This window comes from Peptoniphilus sp. oral taxon 836 str. F0141 (genome assembly GCF_000179335.1).
Taxonomy (GTDB): Bacteria; Bacillota; Clostridia; order Tissierellales; family Peptoniphilaceae; genus Peptoniphilus_A; species Peptoniphilus_A lacrimalis.
Map to the genome: position 1 here is coordinate 1 of NZ_AEAA01000100.1, position 18,239 is coordinate 18,239.

Sequence of the window (18,239 nt, forward strand, 5' to 3'; positions counted from 1 at the left end):
TAAAATAAAAAACTAAGAAATAATTCAATCAAAAAAATGGATGCCACCTATAAAGTATAGGTTAGCATCCACTACAACTAATTAATCAAATATTGTGCCCTGTTTTATTGGTACACAACAAATTCATCTTTTAGTATTTATTAATATCTTTTCATATTATTTAGAGCGTTAAGAACAGTTGATGAATTGTGCAAAAATGCTGAACTTGTATTTGAAATCAATCCGAAGAACCCTAAAATTATTAAAAGAGAATTAAAAGAAATAATTTCCCTATAATCTTTAGCTATTCTTTTTTCCAAGCCCTTAGAAATTTTAACTATATCAACAATTGATTCTAAATCATCTGAACCAATAGAAATATCTGAAATTTCTTTAGCAATATCTGCACCTTTTTTCATACTTATTCCAACATCAGCACTAGATAAGGCTACAGAATCATTAATTCCATCCCCTATTAGCACAACAATTCTTCCCTTAGCTTTTTCTTTTTCAACAAAATCTGCCTTGTCTTCTGGCAAAACTTGGGATTTGTAATAATCTAAATCTAATTCTTCGGCTACATTACGAGCTGCATTTTCTGCATCACCTGTAAGCATAACAATTTTTTTATAACCTAATCCCCTTAGTTTTTTAATAGTTAATTTAGCATCTTCTCTTATAGGATCTGAAATACAAATAACACCTATCAATGAATTGCCAATAGACAAGAATAAAAGGGAATGATTTTCTTTTAAATCATCAATAATCTTTTCTTTTTCATCTGTTATTGGTACTTTTTCATCTTCAAAAATAAAATGATGAGAACCTATCAGGGCTTTTTGACCATTAATAGTTGAAGCTATACCGTGAGCAACAATATATTTTGGTTCCGTATGCATTTCATCGTGAACAAGACCTCTTTTTTTAGTCTCTTCAACAACAGCATTAGCTATTGAATGTGGGAAGTGTTCCTCAAGGCACGCAGCTATTCTTAAACATTCATTTTCATCATAATTATCAAATGTTATAATTTTTTCAACACAAGGTTGAGATTTTGTCAAAGTTCCTGTTTTGTCAAAAACAATCGTATGAGCATGGGCAAGACTTTCCATATATCTGCCACCCTTAACCAAAGTTCCGTTTTCTGTAGCTTGACTCATAGCTTTCATAACAGCTATAGGAATTGTTAATTTTAATGCACAAGAAAAATCTACCATCAAAAATGCCTTGGCTTTTATTAAGCTACCTGTAAAAATATAAGCAAGCGCCGCTCCTATAAAAGAATATTTAACAAGAGAATCAGCCCTTGTTTCAGCCTTTCTCTGTGATAAAGATTTATTTCTTTCACTATCTTCTATCAAGGCTATAATATTATTTATTCTTGACTCGTTATGTTTTTTAGTAGTTTTGATATAAAGATTTCCCTCTTCAAGAACTGTACCAGCAAAAACAGTTTTGCCATAAGTTTTATGAACTGGCATAGATTCTCCAGTAAATGAAGATTGATTAACAAAACCTTCACCACCAATTACAATACCATCTACTGGAATAGTTGAACCCATCTTACAATCAACAACATCCGAAACATTGACATCCCTTAAAGACTTTAGAACTCTTTTATCTCCATCTATAACAAAAACTTTATCAATATTTAATTCCAAAGATTTAGCAAGGTCATCTTTAGATTTTTTTAAGGTGTATTCTTCAAGTTTTTCCCCTAAATTAAGTAAAAACATTATTGAAGATGCAGCCTTAAATTCATTAGTCAAAAGAGAAATTGAAATTGCACTCGCATCAAGAACATCAACATTAAGATTTCCTTTGATGATGGATTTAACACCACTTTTTATATACTTAAATGACCTTATTAAAGTCATGACATTTCTAACTGGTAGGGGAAGAAATAGCTTGAAAGCAAAACGTTTATAAAAAGCATCACGAACAATTTCAAAGATTCCCCCCTGATTTTCAATCATAGTTGGACAAATATCCGAATCATTTATAGCTTTTAAATCTAAATCTAAAATATATTTGCAGATATTTGGCAAAATTTCTTCCTTATATTCCACAACAATTGAGCCGTTGAGTGAATTGATATCCACAGAAATTACGCCATCAAAACTTTCAAGTTCGCATTTTAAAGCTCCATACTCTTTTTGATTGAAAGAATAAGGAGTCGCAAAACGACATCGACCCCTAATCCTGTGAGCAATTTTCGCTTTCATTTTAGTCCTCTAAATCTTCTTTTGGTTCATCCTTTTTTTCTTCAGCCATATTAGCTAAATTTTCAATATTTAAAGCTTCTTCCTTTTCTCTTTCTTTCTTGTCATCTTCTTCTTTTTTTACTTTTGCTTCAGCTAAAATATCATTAGCATTTTCACGAATATTTTCAAGGCTCTTATCAAGGTTTTCTTTAACTTTTAGACCCCCGGCTACAGCACTAACAGCTAAATTTTTTGCGCTTTTAGATGATAAAAATTTGTCACCAACTAAACCTAAAGCTACACCTACAGCTAAATTAATTAATTTCTTTTTCATAATGAAACCCCCTAATATTAATATATTTATATTATCATTTTTCTAATTGATAATCAACTGCTATTTAATCTGTTGCTTTTTTGAGATGTAATGAGTATTTATTATCAATTAGCTTTTTCTATTATATATAATTTTATATATGTTAGAAAATATTTACCCATTTAATAAAAAATTTGTCACTAGAATAAAAAGAATTATGATTATATTTTATAAAATATTTAAAAATATAAAATTTTTAAAGTAAAATTATAAATTTTGAATTTATCTACATAAATACTAGATTTTTTAGCCTTTCTAAGGTATAATAAATTATTGTACTTGGAGGAGATTATGAAAAATAAAAAAGTGGTTCTAGGTATGAGTGGTGGTGTTGATTCTTCAGTTGCTGCTATCCTTTTAAAAAACCAAGGCTATGATGTGATTGGCGTATTTATGAGGAATTGGGCTGATGATGGGATTTGTACTGCTACAGAAGACTATATGGATGTTGTAAAAGTCGCATCCCAATTAGGCATAAAATATTTTACTGTAAATTTTGAAGAAGAGTATAGAAACCAAGTTTTTTCATATTTTCTTAATGAATATAAGAAAGGTCGAACTCCTAATCCTGATGTGATGTGCAATACAGAAATTAAATTTAAGGCATTTTTAAATTATGCTTTGAATTTTGATTGCGACTATATTGCAATGGGTCACTATGCCCGTACAAAAAATATTGATGGAAAAACTTACCTTTGTAGAGGTTTAGATAATAATAAGGACCAATCTTATTTTTTATCAAGAGTTACAGAAGATGCCTTAAAGAAAACTCTCTTTCCTATTGGTGAGCTTCAAAAAGATCAGGTAAGAAAGATTGCCAAAGATTATGGTCTGTCAACAGCTCTAAAAAAGGATTCTACAGGAATTTGTTTTATTGGCGAAAGAGATTTTAATAAGTTTTTGGACCAATTTTTATTTACAAAACCCGGCAAAATTGTCGATACCCAAGGAAATGTTTTGGGAGAACATTCAGGACTTATTCACTATACCATCGGTCAAAGACGAGGAATGGGAATAGGCGGTAAAGGAAATGGAGAACCTTTTTTTGTAGCAGACAAGGATTTGAAAAATAATCTTTTGATAGTGGCTCAAGGAGAAAAAAATCCTGCCCTGTATAAAAAAGTTTTTCAAGTAGAAGATTTGTTTTGGATTAGTGGAAAACCACATTTCCCTCTTAAAATGACTGTAAAAATTAGATACAGAGCAAAAGATGAAGAAGCTTTGCTCGAAGAAAACGAGGGAAAATATTTTGTAAAATTAAAAAATCCCCTAAAAGGGGTTACTCCCGGTCAAGTTGCCGTATTCTATAATGACGAAATTTGCCTTGGCTCAGGGATTATAAAGTAGGAGGTATTTATGGAATTATTAAAGTTAAGTTCTAGAAAAGAACACGGTAAAAACCAAGTTGATAAGTTAAGAGCAGAAGGTATAGTACCAGGAGTAATATATGGTAAAGACAGAGAACCTTTAAATGTTAGTGGCCATGAAAATGTAATTTTAAAATTATTTCAAGAAGTTGGTACTTCTGTAATCATTGAAGTTGAAATTGATGGTCAAAAAACTTCTGTACTTTTTAAAGAAGTTCAAATGCACCCATTCAAAAATAATATGCTTCACTTCGACTTATATGAAATTGATATGAATCATCCAATTACAGTTGTTGTACCAGTAGTATTAATTGGTAGAGATGAAATCAAAGTTCAACCTTCTAACTTAATTCAAGTTATAAATGAAGTTGAAGTTAGCTGCCTACCAAAATATTTACCATCAACTGCTGATGTAGAAGTTACTGATATGCAAATTGGTGATACAATTACAGTAGCAGACCTTGATATTTCAAAAGATGAAAATATAGAAGTAGCACTTGATGCTGATGAAGTTGTTGCAACATTATCTGCACCAAGAGAAGAATCTGAAGAAGAAGAAACTGAAGTAGCTGGTGAAGTTCCTACAGTTGCAGAAACTGAACAAAAAGAATCTGAAGAAGAATAATAATTTTTTCAAAAGACCCTTTTGGGTCTTTTTTTATTTCAAAACATAAAAAAGTCAGTATTTTTAATAACAAAATACTGACTAAATAATAATCTTATCTTATCCTAGTTTGAATATAGGACTTAATTTTTTATAAACAAGCATCATAAGAGCCGATGTAATTAATCCTTTTAAAAGATTAAAAGGAAGTATGCAATATACCATAAAAGACCAAAGATCTGTGACTTTTTCACTTACAGCTCTTCCCATGCCAATAATTGCTTCCATTGGAATAATTTTTGCATACAATGGAAATATTACATAATAATTTGAAACCATTGAAAGAGCTGTCATAATCAATACACCAGAAGTTAATCCAATGATTGCCCTTTTATAAGTTTTATTTTTTCTATAAATACTTGCAGAAACAAAGGCAAAAACTGAACCAATTATAAAGTTTGACAATTCTCCAACTCCTCCAGTTGTTGTCCCTCTAATAACAATATGCAAAATGTTTTTTAATCCACAGATCAAAACTCCATAAATTGGACCCATAGTAAAAGCTCCAAGCAAAGTTGGCAACTCAGAAATATCCATTTTGATAAATTCTGGTGCTATAAATAAAATCGGAACCTCAATAAGCATTAACAAAAATCCAATAACTGATAACATAGCAACTCTTGAAATTGCACGGGCAGATAAAAATGTACCTGTATTAACTCTATTCATAAATACCTCCTTAATTTGGGGCATCAAAAAAGCCCCTTCTTCGGGGCGTAATATCAATTACACATCTTCTTTCATCCAGACTTTACTGTCGGTATTGGAATTTCACCAATTCAACCCCAAAAGGCTCGTGGACTCTACCACCGGTTAGGACTTTCACCAATCCCTGAAGATTAACAACATCTATATTATATCATCTTTTAATAAATTTTCAATACATGAAACAAAGCATAAGATAAAATTCTTAGAAAAAATATAAGACTATGTGATTAGAATATTAGACTTTCAATTTAAAAATTATGTAAAACTTTCTAAAATAAATGCCCAAGATGAAACTTATCAAATTGGACATTTATTTTATTTATGAAATTTTTTGTGTGCGTGAATCATAAATTACAACAGGCATTCCCACAAAAGTATTATCAAAAAGTTTAGGCATTACAGAAGGCGGAATATTGATACATCCGTGACTTCCTCCTGTCATATATATATTGCCTCCAAAAGAGCTCCTCCAAGAAGCATCATGAAGTCCAACACCAGTCCATGTTATTGGCAACCAATAATTTACATGAGAGCGATAGTTATCACCTGTCAAAAATCTATCCCTTTCTCTTGACCAAATTTTATGAGTTCCAGTAGGTGTGGCATTATTTTCACCAGGATTACCTGTAACAATTTTAGTTTCCAAAATCAGTTTTCCATCTTTATATAACCAAGCATTTTGCCTTGCAAGGTCAACTTCTATATAAGAATTTCCTAAATCATTAACAGCCCTATTAACTGCTACAGTCCTATAAACAGGAGTTAATTCCTTATCTTTCCTTTCATTTAAAGCCTTAATAAGCTCTTCTGTAGTCTTTTTTATTTCAGTTGACCATCCATAAATTCCACCTTGAACACGAACCAGTCCAATACCAGTAGCGTTAAAATCACGGGTTCCCTTGAATGTATCATATTTAGATGCCAAAGATTTTATATAGCTTTTCACCTTATCATCATCAGGAACAAGTTTCATATCTTCAGTTCTGTGAAATAATTTAATTAAATCTTGTCCCGTTAAAGTTTCCTTTCTATCTTGAAAATTATAAATGATTTTTAGTTTGAAAAGAGATTTATACTCATTCAAAAGAGATAAAAGTCCCTTATCATCCGACTTGATTTTTGGCATATAATAAATATTTTCTTTTTCTAGATTGACATCTTTATTTTCATCTTTTAAATGCTTCATAATAGAAGATTTTAATTTACTAACATCCACAGTATTACCTAAAACTTCATCTTCTATTTTAAAATTATTATTTTCATAAACAATTTTGGCATCTTGAGGTGGTGTATTTTGATTTTTAACAATTTTCAAATCATCAACACTTTGGTCAAATTTACTAATATCGTAAGTAGCTCTATGCTTAAGCTCATATTCTTTCTTATATAGACTTTGTAAAAACCAATAAAAAGATGGTTGTTTAATATCTTGATTTGGCAAAAGTTCATCCTTATAGTCAAACTTGGATACATCTAAATCTTCCTTACCATCTCTAGAAATAATATTAATTTTATAATCTTTCCAAATACCATTGTAATTATCATATAAATCCGATTTTTTTGTTAAAGACAAATCCTTACCATTTACTATAGTTTTTGGCAAAAAATAAGACCTATAAAAATAAGCACCAAAAAAATAAATACCTATTAGTAGAATAAGAATAAGTCCTAAAATAAATTTTAAAGCCTTTTTCATTTGACCACCTTTCCATTTAATTATAGCTTAAAGATATGAATTGTAAACGTGAAATTAAGAATTGTAATATAATTGTATAAATGATTACAAAACAATGAATTTTAATAAATGTATAGGATTATAAGCAGAAATCACAATTAAGAAAAATATTTTAAATAATAATTAAAATAAAATTTCTGTAAAAGTATTGACAATTTTTCATAAACTAGCTATAATAATTATGTTGTAAAACTTCATGCGGGAATGGCGGAATTGGCAGACGCGCTAGACTTAGGATCTAGTTCCATTGGAGTGGGGGTTCAAGTCCTCTTTCCCGCACCATATTTTTATTTGGTTATTCCGAATTTTTTTTTGCCCTTTTTTCTTACTCTATATATTAACTTAATTTACATATGTTATAATGAAACAAACAATATATTTAGGGAGGAAATTATGAAATTAGGTATTGTTGGGGCTGGCTTTGCCGGTGAAATTATTGCCTATACTGCTGCTATGAAAGGTCTTTGTCAAGAGATTTATTTTGTTGATATTAATGAAAAAAAGGCTATTTCTCAAGCTATGGACATAAATGACGCAAGGTTTTATTATCCAAATGATGTTAAGTCATATTCTTGTGACTATGAGGGTCTTTATGAGTGTGATATTATTGTTTTAACTTCTGGTGGCATTCCTGAAACTTCTGATAGATTAGATGAATTAAAGACTAACAAAAAAGTTGTGAGTCAATATACAAAAAGAATTGTTGATAGCGGATTTAAAGGAATTTTTATTGTTGTTTCTAATCCTTGTGATATTATGGCTTATCTTGTGAAAAAAGTTTCTGGTTTTGAATCTTCTAGAGTTATTGGTGCTGGAACTGCACTAGATTCTTCAAGGGCTAATAGTCTTCTTTCTAAAATCACAGGTATCAGTGCAAAATCTATAAATGCTATTGTTATGGGTGAGCATGGTGAGAGTCAATTTATTCCTTGGTCTCAAGTTAAAATTGCTGGTCTAAGTTTTTATGATTATAAGAATAAATATAAAGACCAATTTATTAATTTCAATGAAGATGATTTTGAAGATCAAGTCAGAAAACGTGGATGGGAAATTTATTTAGGCAAATCTTCTACTCAATATGGAATAGCTAATACTATAAATGCCATTATTTCTGCAATTGTTCATGATGAAAATAAAGTGATAAATGTTTCTGCAATGTTGAATGGTCAATATGGTCTTGATGATTTATATATTTCCACTCCCTGTTTAATTAATAAAAATGGAATCGAAAAAATTTTTGAACTTCCCTTGGAAGCTTGCGAATTAAAAAAATTAAATAAGGCTGCAGAGCTTATTAAAAGTTACAATAAAGCCTTAGTATAGGTTGATAGAAAGGTTAATTATGAAAGAAAAATTTAGAAAATTCATGGCTGGTCGATATGGTGTTGATTCCTTTGGCAAATTTTTGCTAATTCCTATGTTGATACTCTTAATTTTAGGAAATATTTACAGAAATTCTTTTCTAAATTTTGGAGTTTTATTAATTCTAATTTATTCTTACTACAGAATGTTATCTAAAGATATTTCTAAAAGATATAGGGAAAATCAAAAATTTTTGGAACTTACTAAACCTATCACTAAAAAATTTAATTCTTTAGCTGTAAGATTTAGGGACAGAAAGGACTATAAATATACTGCTTGCCCCTACTGTAATTTACAGATGCGTATTCCAAGAAATAAGGGAAAAGTTATTGTAAGATGCAAAAGATGTAAAGAAAAATTTGAATTTAGAACATAAAAGGGACTTTAAAAGTCCCTTTTTTAATAGTGTATTATTGAATCGACTCTGTAGTTTTTAAGTTTTTGACGGCCATTTATATCGTCAAGTTCCATTAAAAATAATAGACCAGCAACTTCTGCTCCTAAAGATTCTACTAATTTTATGGCTGCTTGACTTGTTCCTCCTGTCGCCAATAAATCATCAACGATTACTACCTTTTCACCTTTTTTTATTCCATCAACATGCATTTCAATTGAATCTGTTCCGTATTCCAAATCATATTCAACAGATATTTTTTCACAGGGAAGCTTTCCCGGTTTTCTAATAGGTATAAAACCCTTTGACAATTTATAAGCTAGAGGCGCTCCTACAATAAATCCCCTGGCTTCAATTCCTATAACTTTATCAATTTCATAATCAATTTTTTCTGCCATTTTATCAATAGCTTCTTTAAAATCTTGTCCTTCTTTTAAAAGAGTTGTTACATCTCTAAAGATTACTCCTTTTTTAGGGTAATCTGGAATTGCCCTTACTTTATCCTTTAAACTCATAATTCCTCCTAAATACTATTTTTTATAAACATGGTAAGTAAAAGTTCCCTTAGTCAAAAGTTTGTCTTTAGTATAAACTTCGACCTCACAAACACTTACAGTATTTCCCTTATGTACAAAACTTGCCCTTGCAAAAATTTCTATTCCCTTTGGAGTATTAGAAATATAAGACATGTGTGCATCTATAGTAACATAATTTTTCCCTAAAATTCTGCATAAAATTCCAGTTGCAGTATCGGCAAGAGTATAAATCACCCCACCGTGTAAAATATTAAGATCTGAAATATGTCTGCTATCAGGAAGCATTTTTAATATCAATTGCTCACCGTCAAAAGAATGAAAACTGATATTATTGTGGCTGGTAAAATCTCCTTCATCAATCATTTTTCTTAAATCATCTTTTCCCATTTCTCCTCCTATAAAAATGTGAGTTGATGTATCTTTAAATCAGACAAATTTGAAACTGTTAGACCAATAAGCCTAATCTTATCATCGTTATAAAATTCTCTAAATAAAATTAGTCCCTCTCTATGTATGTCTTCTTTTTTATAAAGACCATACTCATAAGTTCTTGATTTAGTTCTAATTTTAAATTTGTCATTCTTTAGTTTAATAGTTAAAGTAAATCCTAAGAGATTTCTTTTAATCAAATCTTGGGATACTTCAACTGAAAAAATATTTATATAATTTTCTAAAACTCTCCTATTATCTGTTGGAAAGAATGTATTTTCTGTTCCCAGACTTTTTCTTTTAATTTTTGTTTGAACCTCTCTATCATCAATACCTCTAATTCTCTTATAGATATCTTCCCCAGATTTTCCAAATAAATTTATCAAAAAATCCTCTTCTAGATTATATAGGTCACAAACCTTATCTATCCCTAAATTTCTCAGCTTGTCTTCAGATTTTTTACCAATACCATGAATCTTTCTAATATCAAGATCCATTAAAATATCAGGAACTTCATCCTTAGTAATAATTTTGATTCCCCTTGGCTTGTTCCAATCTGATGCGAGTTTTGCCAAAAATTTATTGGTAGACATGCCAATAGAAACGCTCAAACCAGTCTTTTTTAGAATATTATCCTGCATTTTTTTTAAGAATTTATAATCAGGATTTATATCAGTCAAATCAAGATAAGATTCATCAATAGAAACTTTCTCAATGATATCTGTATAAGTGCTAAGAAGATCAAAAACTTCTTTAGATTTTTCCAAATATCTCTTTCTTCTCATGGGAACAATTATTAAATTTTCACACAAATTCTTAGCAATAAAAACAGGCATAGCTGAATGTATTCCATATTCTCTTGCCTTGTAATTTGCAGTCGTAATTATAGCCCTATCACTTTTTCCTGCAACTGCAAGAGCCTTACCTCTTAAAGAAATATTATCGAGTTCTTCACAAGAGGCATAAAAAGCATCTAAATCAACATGAACTATTGCTCGCATTCTATCACCACTAAGATTATATATGATTTCTGTACTTTTTTAAAGTAATCATTTTTGTTATAATCGACTAGAGGTGATAAAATGACAAGAAAAATTGCATTTTTTGATTTTGATGACACTTTAGTTGACTGTCAATCAATAACAATTTTATGGAAGTTTGCTATAAAAAAACAACCTTATCTTATAATTTACTTATTTGTACAACTGTTAATCGGAATAATAAAATACATATTTACCTTTAATTTTTCACATATAAAAACTTCCATGGTATCCCTCTTAAAATTTTTATCAGAGGAAGATTTAAAATTTTTTGCCAATAATATATTGAATCCTAAATATTTTTATAGGGATGGCATAAAAGAACTTGAAAAATTCGGTGATGATTACCTTAAATTCTTAGTATCAGCCTCACCCCTAAATTATATGAAATACTTCAAAGAAATCCTGTCTTTTGATTATATTATAGCTACTGAATTAGATGAAAATTTCCAAGTAAAATCAAAAAATAATTCAGGACATCAAAAGGTATTAAACATAAATAAATACTTAGATGAATTAAATATAAAAATAGACTATGAAAACTCTTATTGTTATACAGACAATTATAAAGCCGATAGATTCATGGCAAGTCTCGTTGCAAATAAATTTTTAATAAATTCAAAATTAAAAGTTTCAGGATTTAAGAATCTTTACTGGAAAAAGACTTTGCGATAATTGACAAAAGTGTTAAATACTGTTATTATAAATAATATTTATTAAATGCGGAGGTTTAATATGAAATTAAGAAAAGTTATTACTTTAACAGCAATTAGTGCTATGCTAATCAGTCCAGTATCTGCTTTTGCAGAAAATCCTGCATCTACTCTTAAAGATACAATAAAAGCTACTGAACAAGAAATTAAAAAAGACACAAAAGAAGCTAAAGAGGATATCAAAGAAGCTAAGAAAGACCTAAAAGAAGAAGCTAAAGAAGCTAAAAAAGATCTAAAAGAGGAAGCTAAAGAAGCTAAAAAAGATCTAAAAGAAGAAGCTAAAGAAGCTAAGAAAGACCTAAAAGAAGAAGCTAAAGAAGCTAAGAAAGATGCCAAAGAAACTGTAAAAGTTACTGTTAATGGAAAAGAATTAGAACTTGAAAATCCTGCAATTATCAAAGCAAACAGAACTTTCATTCCTGTACGTAAACTTGTTGAATCAAGTGGAGCTAAAATTGAATGGAACGCAAAAGACAGAGCTTTCACCATTACAAAAGGCGAAAAAGTTATGACTCTTACAATTGGCTCAACTGATATGGTAGTTAATGGAAAAGCACAAAAATTAGAAGCAGCTCCATTTATTGCTGATAACTTCTCATATCTTCCACTAAGAGTTATCTGTGAAGAAATTCTAGGATACAAAGTAGAATGGAAAGCTGAAACTAAAGAAGTTATCTTAACATCTCAAGAATCTAAAAAAGAAGAAGTTAAAGAAAAAATAGAAGAAAAAACTGAAGAATTAAAAGAAGATGCAAAAGAACTTAAAGACAAGGTAGCTGAAAAAACTGGCGACGCTAAAGAAAAAATCGAAGAAAAAGTAAACGAAAATAAAGCAAAATAGATAAATAAATTTTAAAAAGCTGATTTCTAAAAAGAAGTCAGCTTTTTTCTTATATTAAATATTTATCTATTACATCAGCTATATTATCATAGGTATTTTCTCCCTTAAAATAATATACCAATTCTCCATTTTTGTAAAAATTAACTAAGGGAATTGAAGTTATTTCTAAATTTCTTGCAATACTATTATTAGCATCTATATCTAAGTAATAGCAGGAAATTTTTGGAAACTCTTCATCTAATAAATCAGTCATAAGTTCAATAAGTGGTCCACAATGTGTACATCTAATTGCACCGAATATTACAATTCCTGTTAAGTTTTTTGTTTTTTCGTAAAAATCATAGGAAGAAATAGTCTTAATCCTGTGGTGATTTCTGCTGTAGATTTCTTTTGAAACCCTAAGTTCTTTCAAAGATTCAGATTCCTGAGATAAGGGGTCGATATCCTTATTTAATTCTGCTCCTTCAACATTTATTGGCTTTGCAGTTGAAAATTCTCCTGCTCCTGGAAGCTTGAAATATGATTGATTAATCTCCTTAATTTCTCTTTCCGGATAATCATCTATACCCCAATAATTATATGGATATCTGTAAACTCTATACACTAAAGAATTGTTTAACATATTTTCCGTATCCATTCTGTAAGGAGATGTCCATAACCATACAAGTTCTTTTTCTCTTGTAACTTCTAAAGCCATACCCTCTGTTGTCAAAGTTATCAAAGTATTTCCATTAGGAAGTCTTTCCAAATTTCCTCCATAGGGAGAATAAAATTTGTAACCTCTTAAAGGAATTGAAAAACCAAAATCTCTAGGGTCTACCATCCAATTAATATCTAAGGTTAGGGGATTTAATTCCAAAATTCTTGTGTATCCCCTTACAAAGGGGAAAAGTCCTTTAGGTGCAAAAATTGTTGCCGGTCCATAACCGCATGGACCTCCATTGTCATAAATTAATAAATTGCCCTCTCCTTCAAGACCTTTTGGAATTAATGTTGCAAAGGCTGAACCAATTATTGGGGAGAATTTACTGTATTTGTCAAGTCCTGGTCCTAAAGTATAAACAATTTTATTCTTTTTTCTGTCTATAATTCCAATGATGTTTGCTGCTCTTGCAGTAAATAAAATATTATCAGGATGAAATCTAGAATCACCCATATCGTACCATTTATTAGCACCTAAATAAGAAATGGAAGTGAGGTCTAAATAATTTCCAATTGGATTTTCTGTAATTCTTAAATTAGGATTTCTGTAGATGACATTCTTTGCTTCTTCTGAAAAATTTAGTTCATCAAAATGTTCGGAGAAAGAAAATTTCCACAAAATATTACCACAATCATCAACTTCTAAGATAACATCATCTAAAAGATCTTTATCAGAAATAGAGCTAACATGGACGCTATCATGGGTGAGCATAAGTGTCTTGTTTGTTTGAAATTCTTTATATGAATGGCAGTAATCAAGGGCATGACCTTGTCTTTGAAAATCACTGTGAACCCTTGCCATCCATTTTTCCTTATATCCCCTATCCTTGATGAATTTATTTCTTGAAAACTCCCATAATATTTTTCCTTCTTTATTAATCTCAACTAAACTGATTCCGTCACTAACTCCAAAATCTGACGTTCTAAATTCCGTCGGAGAAATAATGTTACCGTTTGATAACATTTTTGCAGGCATAGGATTCAAATTATATCTGGCAAGCTCATCACCACACATGGAAATAAGTAAAACGCCATCTTTTGCAGCAGAAATTAAATTAATTCCGTTGTATGCCTTATCTTTATTATATAGGACTGTTCCTCTAGGATAAATTCTCATTATAAGCCTCTGTTTCTGATATATCTTTCAGCAAATACACTTGCGATTGCTCCATCACTTGCAGCAGTTACAATCTGTCTTAAAACTTTATCTCTTATATCTCCAGCAGCAAAAACTCCAGAAACACTTGTATTCATGTACTTATCAGTTTTAATAAAACCATCTTTATCAAGTTCTAAAAATCCCTCAACAAAATTACTGTTAGGGCTCATTCCTGCAAAAATAAAAATTCCATCAGAAGCAACAACATTTTTTTGTCCTGTTTTTAAATTTTCAAGTTCTAATTGTTTAACACATTTTTCATTTCCTATAATCTCACTTATCTTATGATTCCAAATAAATTTTATCTTTGGGTTTCTCTTAATTTTTTCAAATGCTTGGGCATTTCCGTCAAAAATATTTTCATCATGGATAATAATCATGGTTATAGAATTACAAAAGTTAGATAAATAATCGGCTTCATCTAAAGCTAAATCTCCAGAACCTAAAATATGAATGTCTTTATTTAAAAAGTTATCTGCATCACACGTTGAACAATAGGATACTCCCCGACCTGTATATTCCATTTCTCCCTTAGCATTTATTACTTTAGAAAAAGTACCGCTTGCTATAATCACAGCCTTAGCAGTAAATTCTCTTTTTCTTTTAGTCACAACTTTTATGGAGTCTTTGCCTTTAATAAGCTTTTCAACAGTTCCATAAGAAAATTTATTTGTTTCATAAACTGAAGCATGTTTTCTAAATTCTTTTACTATATCCCTACCTGAAATATTTGTAAAGCCTGGATAATTAATTACTGATGCAGTATCATTAATTCTACCTCCATAGGCAGCTTTTTCAATTATTAGTGTATTTAAAAGTGACCTTCCTGCATATATAGCTGCGGATAAACCTGCAGCCCCTGCTCCAATAATTATTAAATCATAGTCCATTTTTTAAATCCTCTATAAATTTATCCACTTGGGGAATTTCTAAAAATTCCACATTTCCCTTGTCGACATATTGGGAAAAAGTTTCATCTATAGGTAATTTACAGATGTTCTTGACATTTTCCCTCTTAGCTATTTCTTCAATGTGACTTGGACCAAAAATTTCATGAACCTCCCCGCAGTTTGGGCATTTAAAAGTAGACATATTTTCAATAAAACCTAAAATTTTAATTGACATCATTTTTGCCATTGTTACAGCTTTTTCTACAATCATTGTTACTAAATCTGAAGGTGTAGAAACAATAATTACACCGCTTAAAGGCATAGATTGAAATACTGTAAGTGAAACATCTCCAGTTCCCGGTGGCATATCAATTAAAAGATAGTCTAAATTTCCCCAACGTACTTGAGAGAAAAACTGATTTATTGCATTATTTATTATCGGTGCTCTCCACAAAACTGGTGTTGTTTTATTTTCAAGTATTGAATTTACAGAAATAATTTCAATTCCAGTTTTACTGACAAGTGGAAGAATTTCTCTACCGTTAGACCTTGCAAGTTCATCAATACCAAAACCCTTTGGAATTGATGGACCGGTAATATCAGCATCTAAAACTCCAACTTTATAGCCTTGCCTTCTTAGATGAGATGCAAGAACAGAAGTGGTAAAAGTTTTTCCGACACCGCCCTTACCACTGACTACGGCGATAACATTTTTAACATTAGAACTTTCATTAAATTCAAATTTTTCTATTGCTTGCATTTTTTCCTCCTATATATTATTTACTAGATTTAAAGGAGCCTTCTTCAAAATAGCAAATTTAGAATCTTTATATTCTGCTATATTAAATTCAGCATTTCTTCTGACCCTATTTTGCCAAAAATTTTTAATTTCAATATTTTCCATTATTGTAAACATGGCGATAATCGTGATTCCATGGCTCACTATTAATATATTTTCATCTTCTGAATTATAAACATAAAGTTCAAAAAATCTCTTAACTCTATCTATAAGCTCATAAAAACTTTCTCCATCTATACGATTATATTTTTCAGGTTTGGTAAAATATAAGTTATAGAGATAAGGATCTGTTTTTTTTATATCATTAAACTGCTTTGCTGACCAATATCCAACATCAATTTCTCTTAAAAGAGGACTTGTAATTATTTTTTTATTTGGGCAAATAATTTTACAAGTATCTAATGCTCTGTTTAAATCTGAAGAATATATGTGAGAAAAATTAATATTTCTTGCTTTTTCTCTCAATTTTTTTGCCATATTTATTCCATTTTCATTTAAAGGAGAATCCATTTGACCTTGAATTTTATCAATTTTATTCCACTCGGTTTCTCCATGTCTTGTAAAATAAATTTTCATTAATACTCCTAAAAATATTTACTTTAATTATATTATACATTAAAGGAATTATAAAGCCTTTAAAAAACAAAACCCTAAGTAAATAATAAACTTAGGATTTTTATTAATTAAATATGAATGTTTAAACTATTTTTTTGATTTATTTTTCTTTAATGAATCATAAATAACTTTGTAAATAAACCATATTAAAGATAATAAGACTAAAACTATAACTGCATATTGGCTGAAATCAAGAATTTTATCAAAGATCTGTTCAGATTTACTAAGTCTATGAATGTGAACATCTTTTCCACAGCAGCATGGACATTCGTTAAATTCTTTCATAGAATGATGTTTACATCCACAACCGCAATCTATATATTCTCCATCTTTGAGTTTCAAATCTTTATCTGTAAGCTTATCACTTGATTTTACTTCTACATTTTCCTCATTATTTGCTTCTTGTGTATCTTTACCATTCTTAGATTCATGTAAATCTTTATCTTTGCAACATTGACACTCATTAGATTCTTGACCTGAGTGACATTTGCAAGAGCAACAACAATCCATACCTCCATCTGGTTCTAATTTATCCATATCTGACATAGAAGCATTTGATGAATTATTATTTTTTGCCTTTTTAAATTCTTTCTTGGCTGATTTGTCACAAGAAACTTGAGGAGTTTTTCCCTTGCAACATGGACAGGAATTATATTCTTCCATGCTCTCATGTTTGCATGAGCAACCACAATTATAAGTTTTTTTATTTTTAGGATTTTTTTCTTTTTCTTCTTTATGAATTTGAGGAGTTTTTCCCTTGCAGCATGGGCAAGAATTATATTCTTCCATAGAATGATGCTTGCAAGAGCAACCGCAGTTTATATATTCTCCATTTTTAAGATTAATTTCTTTTGAAGATTCTTTATTAGCCTTCTTACAAGAATTTGAATTTTTGTAAGCCCTAGCTTCTTTTGCTTGACAATAAGGACAGATATCGGATTCTCCCATTGATTTATGGCAACAAGATGGACAATCTTTTTTGTATTCTTCCTTATGAGTTTTAGCTTTTTTCCCCTTGCAACATGGACAAGAATTGTATTCTTCCATTGAATGATGCTTGCAAGAGCAACCGCAGTTTACAAACTCATCTTCATTTGTTTCTATATTTTTTTCTTCCTTTGAAGATTCTGATTTACTTTCTTCTTTATGATACAGGGGTGTTTTCCCCTTGCAACATGGACAAGAGTTGTATTCTTCCATTGAATGATGCTTGCAAGAGCAACCACAGTTTACAAACTCATCTTCTTCTGGCTGTCTATAATTTTCTTCACTAGGATTGTCAGAATTTTTATCATCAGACTTTTCTCCTGCCACTGACAATTTATGCCCCAAAAATTCTATTGTATTTGTTTTCTCATTAAAACTTATATCAATTCCAACCTGTTTTAAAGCCCCATCAATCTTAAAATAAGTATTTCCATTTATTATATATAAGGGTAAAATAACTTCCTTACCATCTAAAATTACATTTTTAACTAATTTTTCAACTTGAACTCCATTTTCTTGTCCAAAAACTGAACAGGAAATAGAAAAAGTCAAAATAAAAATAAGTAAAATTTTTAATAACTTTTTCATCACTACCTCCAACAACATAAATATAATATTATATGTAAAAAATTATTTTTTCAAAATATTGATAATAATTATTATAATTTTTTTCTCCACCAAAATACAATAGTTAATTTCGCTCGTATATAATTTCCCAAAAAATAAGGACCTCTCAAGGAAG

18 protein-coding genes, 1 tRNA gene and 1 riboswitch are annotated in these 18,239 nt (G+C 29.9%); of the genes, 7 read left to right on the top strand and 12 right to left on the bottom strand.

Annotated elements, in window-relative coordinates:
* Window positions 1-140: 140 nt before the first annotated feature.
* Together HMPREF9131_RS04740 and HMPREF9131_RS04745 are read right to left on the bottom strand one after the other, a co-directional pair.
* Complete coding sequence (locus tag HMPREF9131_RS04740) at window positions 141-2,204, bottom strand: heavy metal translocating P-type ATPase (protein WP_009345773.1); 2,064 nt, start codon at window positions 2,202-2,204, stop codon at window positions 141-143.
* Between the two features lies 1 nt (window position 2,205).
* Window positions 2,206-2,517: a DUF6110 family protein gene (locus tag HMPREF9131_RS04745; protein ID WP_004823799.1), complete on the bottom strand. Its 312-nt coding sequence runs from the start codon at window positions 2,515-2,517 to the stop codon at window positions 2,206-2,208.
* 330 nt (window positions 2,518-2,847) lie between these two features.
* Between HMPREF9131_RS04745 and mnmA the strand changes: the two genes are divergently transcribed.
* Together mnmA and HMPREF9131_RS04755 are read left to right on the top strand one after the other, a co-directional pair.
* Window positions 2,848-3,903, top strand: coding sequence for a tRNA 2-thiouridine(34) synthase MnmA (mnmA, locus tag HMPREF9131_RS04750; protein WP_009345760.1), 1,056 nt, complete (start codon window positions 2,848-2,850; stop codon window positions 3,901-3,903).
* 9 nt (window positions 3,904-3,912) lie between these two features.
* Window positions 3,913-4,548 (top strand): 50S ribosomal protein L25, encoded by a 636-nt coding sequence (locus tag HMPREF9131_RS04755; RefSeq protein ID WP_009345755.1) that lies wholly within the window; start codon window positions 3,913-3,915, stop codon window positions 4,546-4,548.
* Window positions 4,549-4,647: 99 nt separating this feature from the next.
* Here HMPREF9131_RS04755 and HMPREF9131_RS04760 read toward each other — a convergent pair whose 3' ends face one another.
* Window positions 4,648-5,256 (bottom strand): ECF transporter S component, encoded by a 609-nt coding sequence (locus HMPREF9131_RS04760; protein WP_004823795.1) that lies wholly within the window; start codon window positions 5,254-5,256, stop codon window positions 4,648-4,650.
* 59 nt (window positions 5,257-5,315) lie between these two features.
* A riboswitch (FMN riboswitch) is annotated at window positions 5,316-5,431 on the bottom strand.
* 183 nt (window positions 5,432-5,614) lie between these two features.
* On the bottom strand, window positions 5,615-6,991 hold the full coding sequence (locus tag HMPREF9131_RS04765; protein ID WP_009345717.1) for a L,D-transpeptidase family protein: 1,377 nt from the start codon (window positions 6,989-6,991) through the stop codon (window positions 5,615-5,617).
* Between the two features lie 237 nt (window positions 6,992-7,228).
* On the opposite strand from HMPREF9131_RS04765, the gene HMPREF9131_RS04770 reads away from it, so the two are divergent.
* The 3 genes from HMPREF9131_RS04770 (at window position 7,229) to HMPREF9131_RS04780 (ending at window position 8,768) form a co-directional block, all read left to right on the top strand.
* Window positions 7,229-7,312, top strand: a tRNA-Leu gene (locus HMPREF9131_RS04770).
* A 111-nt stretch (window positions 7,313-7,423) separates the two neighbouring features.
* A complete protein-coding gene (locus HMPREF9131_RS04775) occupies window positions 7,424-8,353 on the top strand; it encodes an L-lactate dehydrogenase (protein WP_009345737.1) in 930 nt (309 codons plus the stop codon).
* Between the two features lie 19 nt (window positions 8,354-8,372).
* A complete protein-coding gene (locus HMPREF9131_RS04780; protein WP_004825280.1) occupies window positions 8,373-8,768 on the top strand; it encodes a hypothetical protein in 396 nt (131 codons plus the stop codon).
* 23 nt (window positions 8,769-8,791) lie between these two features.
* Here HMPREF9131_RS04780 and HMPREF9131_RS04785 read toward each other — a convergent pair whose 3' ends face one another.
* From HMPREF9131_RS04785 to HMPREF9131_RS04795, 3 genes are read right to left on the bottom strand one after another with little or no spacing between them, the layout of a single operon-like run.
* The gene (locus tag HMPREF9131_RS04785; RefSeq protein ID WP_004825324.1) at window positions 8,792-9,301 is read right to left on the bottom strand and encodes an adenine phosphoribosyltransferase; all 510 of its coding nucleotides are present in this window, start codon (window positions 9,299-9,301) and stop codon (window positions 8,792-8,794) included.
* A gap of 15 nt (window positions 9,302-9,316) precedes the next feature.
* Entirely contained in the window at window positions 9,317-9,709 is a 393-nt protein-coding gene (locus tag HMPREF9131_RS04790; protein WP_009345761.1) for a PaaI family thioesterase, read from the bottom strand.
* 8 nt (window positions 9,710-9,717) lie between these two features.
* The gene (locus HMPREF9131_RS04795; RefSeq protein ID WP_009345768.1) at window positions 9,718-10,752 is read right to left on the bottom strand and encodes a DNA polymerase IV; all 1,035 of its coding nucleotides are present in this window, start codon (window positions 10,750-10,752) and stop codon (window positions 9,718-9,720) included.
* An 81-nt stretch (window positions 10,753-10,833) separates the two neighbouring features.
* Between HMPREF9131_RS04795 and HMPREF9131_RS04800 the strand changes: the two genes are divergently transcribed.
* Entirely contained in the window at window positions 10,834-11,466 is a 633-nt protein-coding gene (locus HMPREF9131_RS04800; protein WP_009345799.1) for an HAD family phosphatase, read from the top strand.
* A gap of 60 nt (window positions 11,467-11,526) precedes the next feature.
* Complete coding sequence (locus HMPREF9131_RS04805; protein ID WP_009345716.1) at window positions 11,527-12,345, top strand: copper amine oxidase N-terminal domain-containing protein; 819 nt, start codon at window positions 11,527-11,529, stop codon at window positions 12,343-12,345.
* Window positions 12,346-12,394: 49 nt separating this feature from the next.
* Here HMPREF9131_RS04805 and HMPREF9131_RS04810 read toward each other — a convergent pair whose 3' ends face one another.
* The 5 genes from HMPREF9131_RS04810 to HMPREF9131_RS04830 all read right to left on the bottom strand — a co-directional run bounded on the left by HMPREF9131_RS04810 (window position 12,395) and on the right by HMPREF9131_RS04830 (window position 18,085).
* Window positions 12,395-14,164 (bottom strand): aryl-sulfate sulfotransferase, encoded by a 1,770-nt coding sequence (locus HMPREF9131_RS04810; RefSeq protein WP_009345724.1) that lies wholly within the window; start codon window positions 14,162-14,164, stop codon window positions 12,395-12,397.
* Window positions 14,164-15,096, bottom strand: a complete 933-nt coding sequence (locus HMPREF9131_RS04815; RefSeq protein WP_009345800.1) for an NAD(P)/FAD-dependent oxidoreductase — start codon at window positions 15,094-15,096, stop codon at window positions 14,164-14,166. Before HMPREF9131_RS04815 ends, HMPREF9131_RS04810 begins: the two co-directional genes overlap by 1 nt.
* A complete protein-coding gene (locus tag HMPREF9131_RS04820; RefSeq protein ID WP_009345732.1) occupies window positions 15,086-15,856 on the bottom strand; it encodes an Mrp/NBP35 family ATP-binding protein in 771 nt (256 codons plus the stop codon). Before HMPREF9131_RS04820 ends, HMPREF9131_RS04815 begins: the two co-directional genes overlap by 11 nt.
* 9 nt (window positions 15,857-15,865) lie before the next feature.
* On the bottom strand, window positions 15,866-16,471 hold the full coding sequence (locus HMPREF9131_RS04825; RefSeq protein WP_009345758.1) for a histidine phosphatase family protein: 606 nt from the start codon (window positions 16,469-16,471) through the stop codon (window positions 15,866-15,868).
* A gap of 126 nt (window positions 16,472-16,597) precedes the next feature.
* Window positions 16,598-18,085: a hypothetical protein gene (locus tag HMPREF9131_RS04830; protein WP_009345714.1), complete on the bottom strand. Its 1,488-nt coding sequence runs from the start codon at window positions 18,083-18,085 to the stop codon at window positions 16,598-16,600.
* Window positions 18,086-18,239 lie beyond the last annotated feature (154 nt).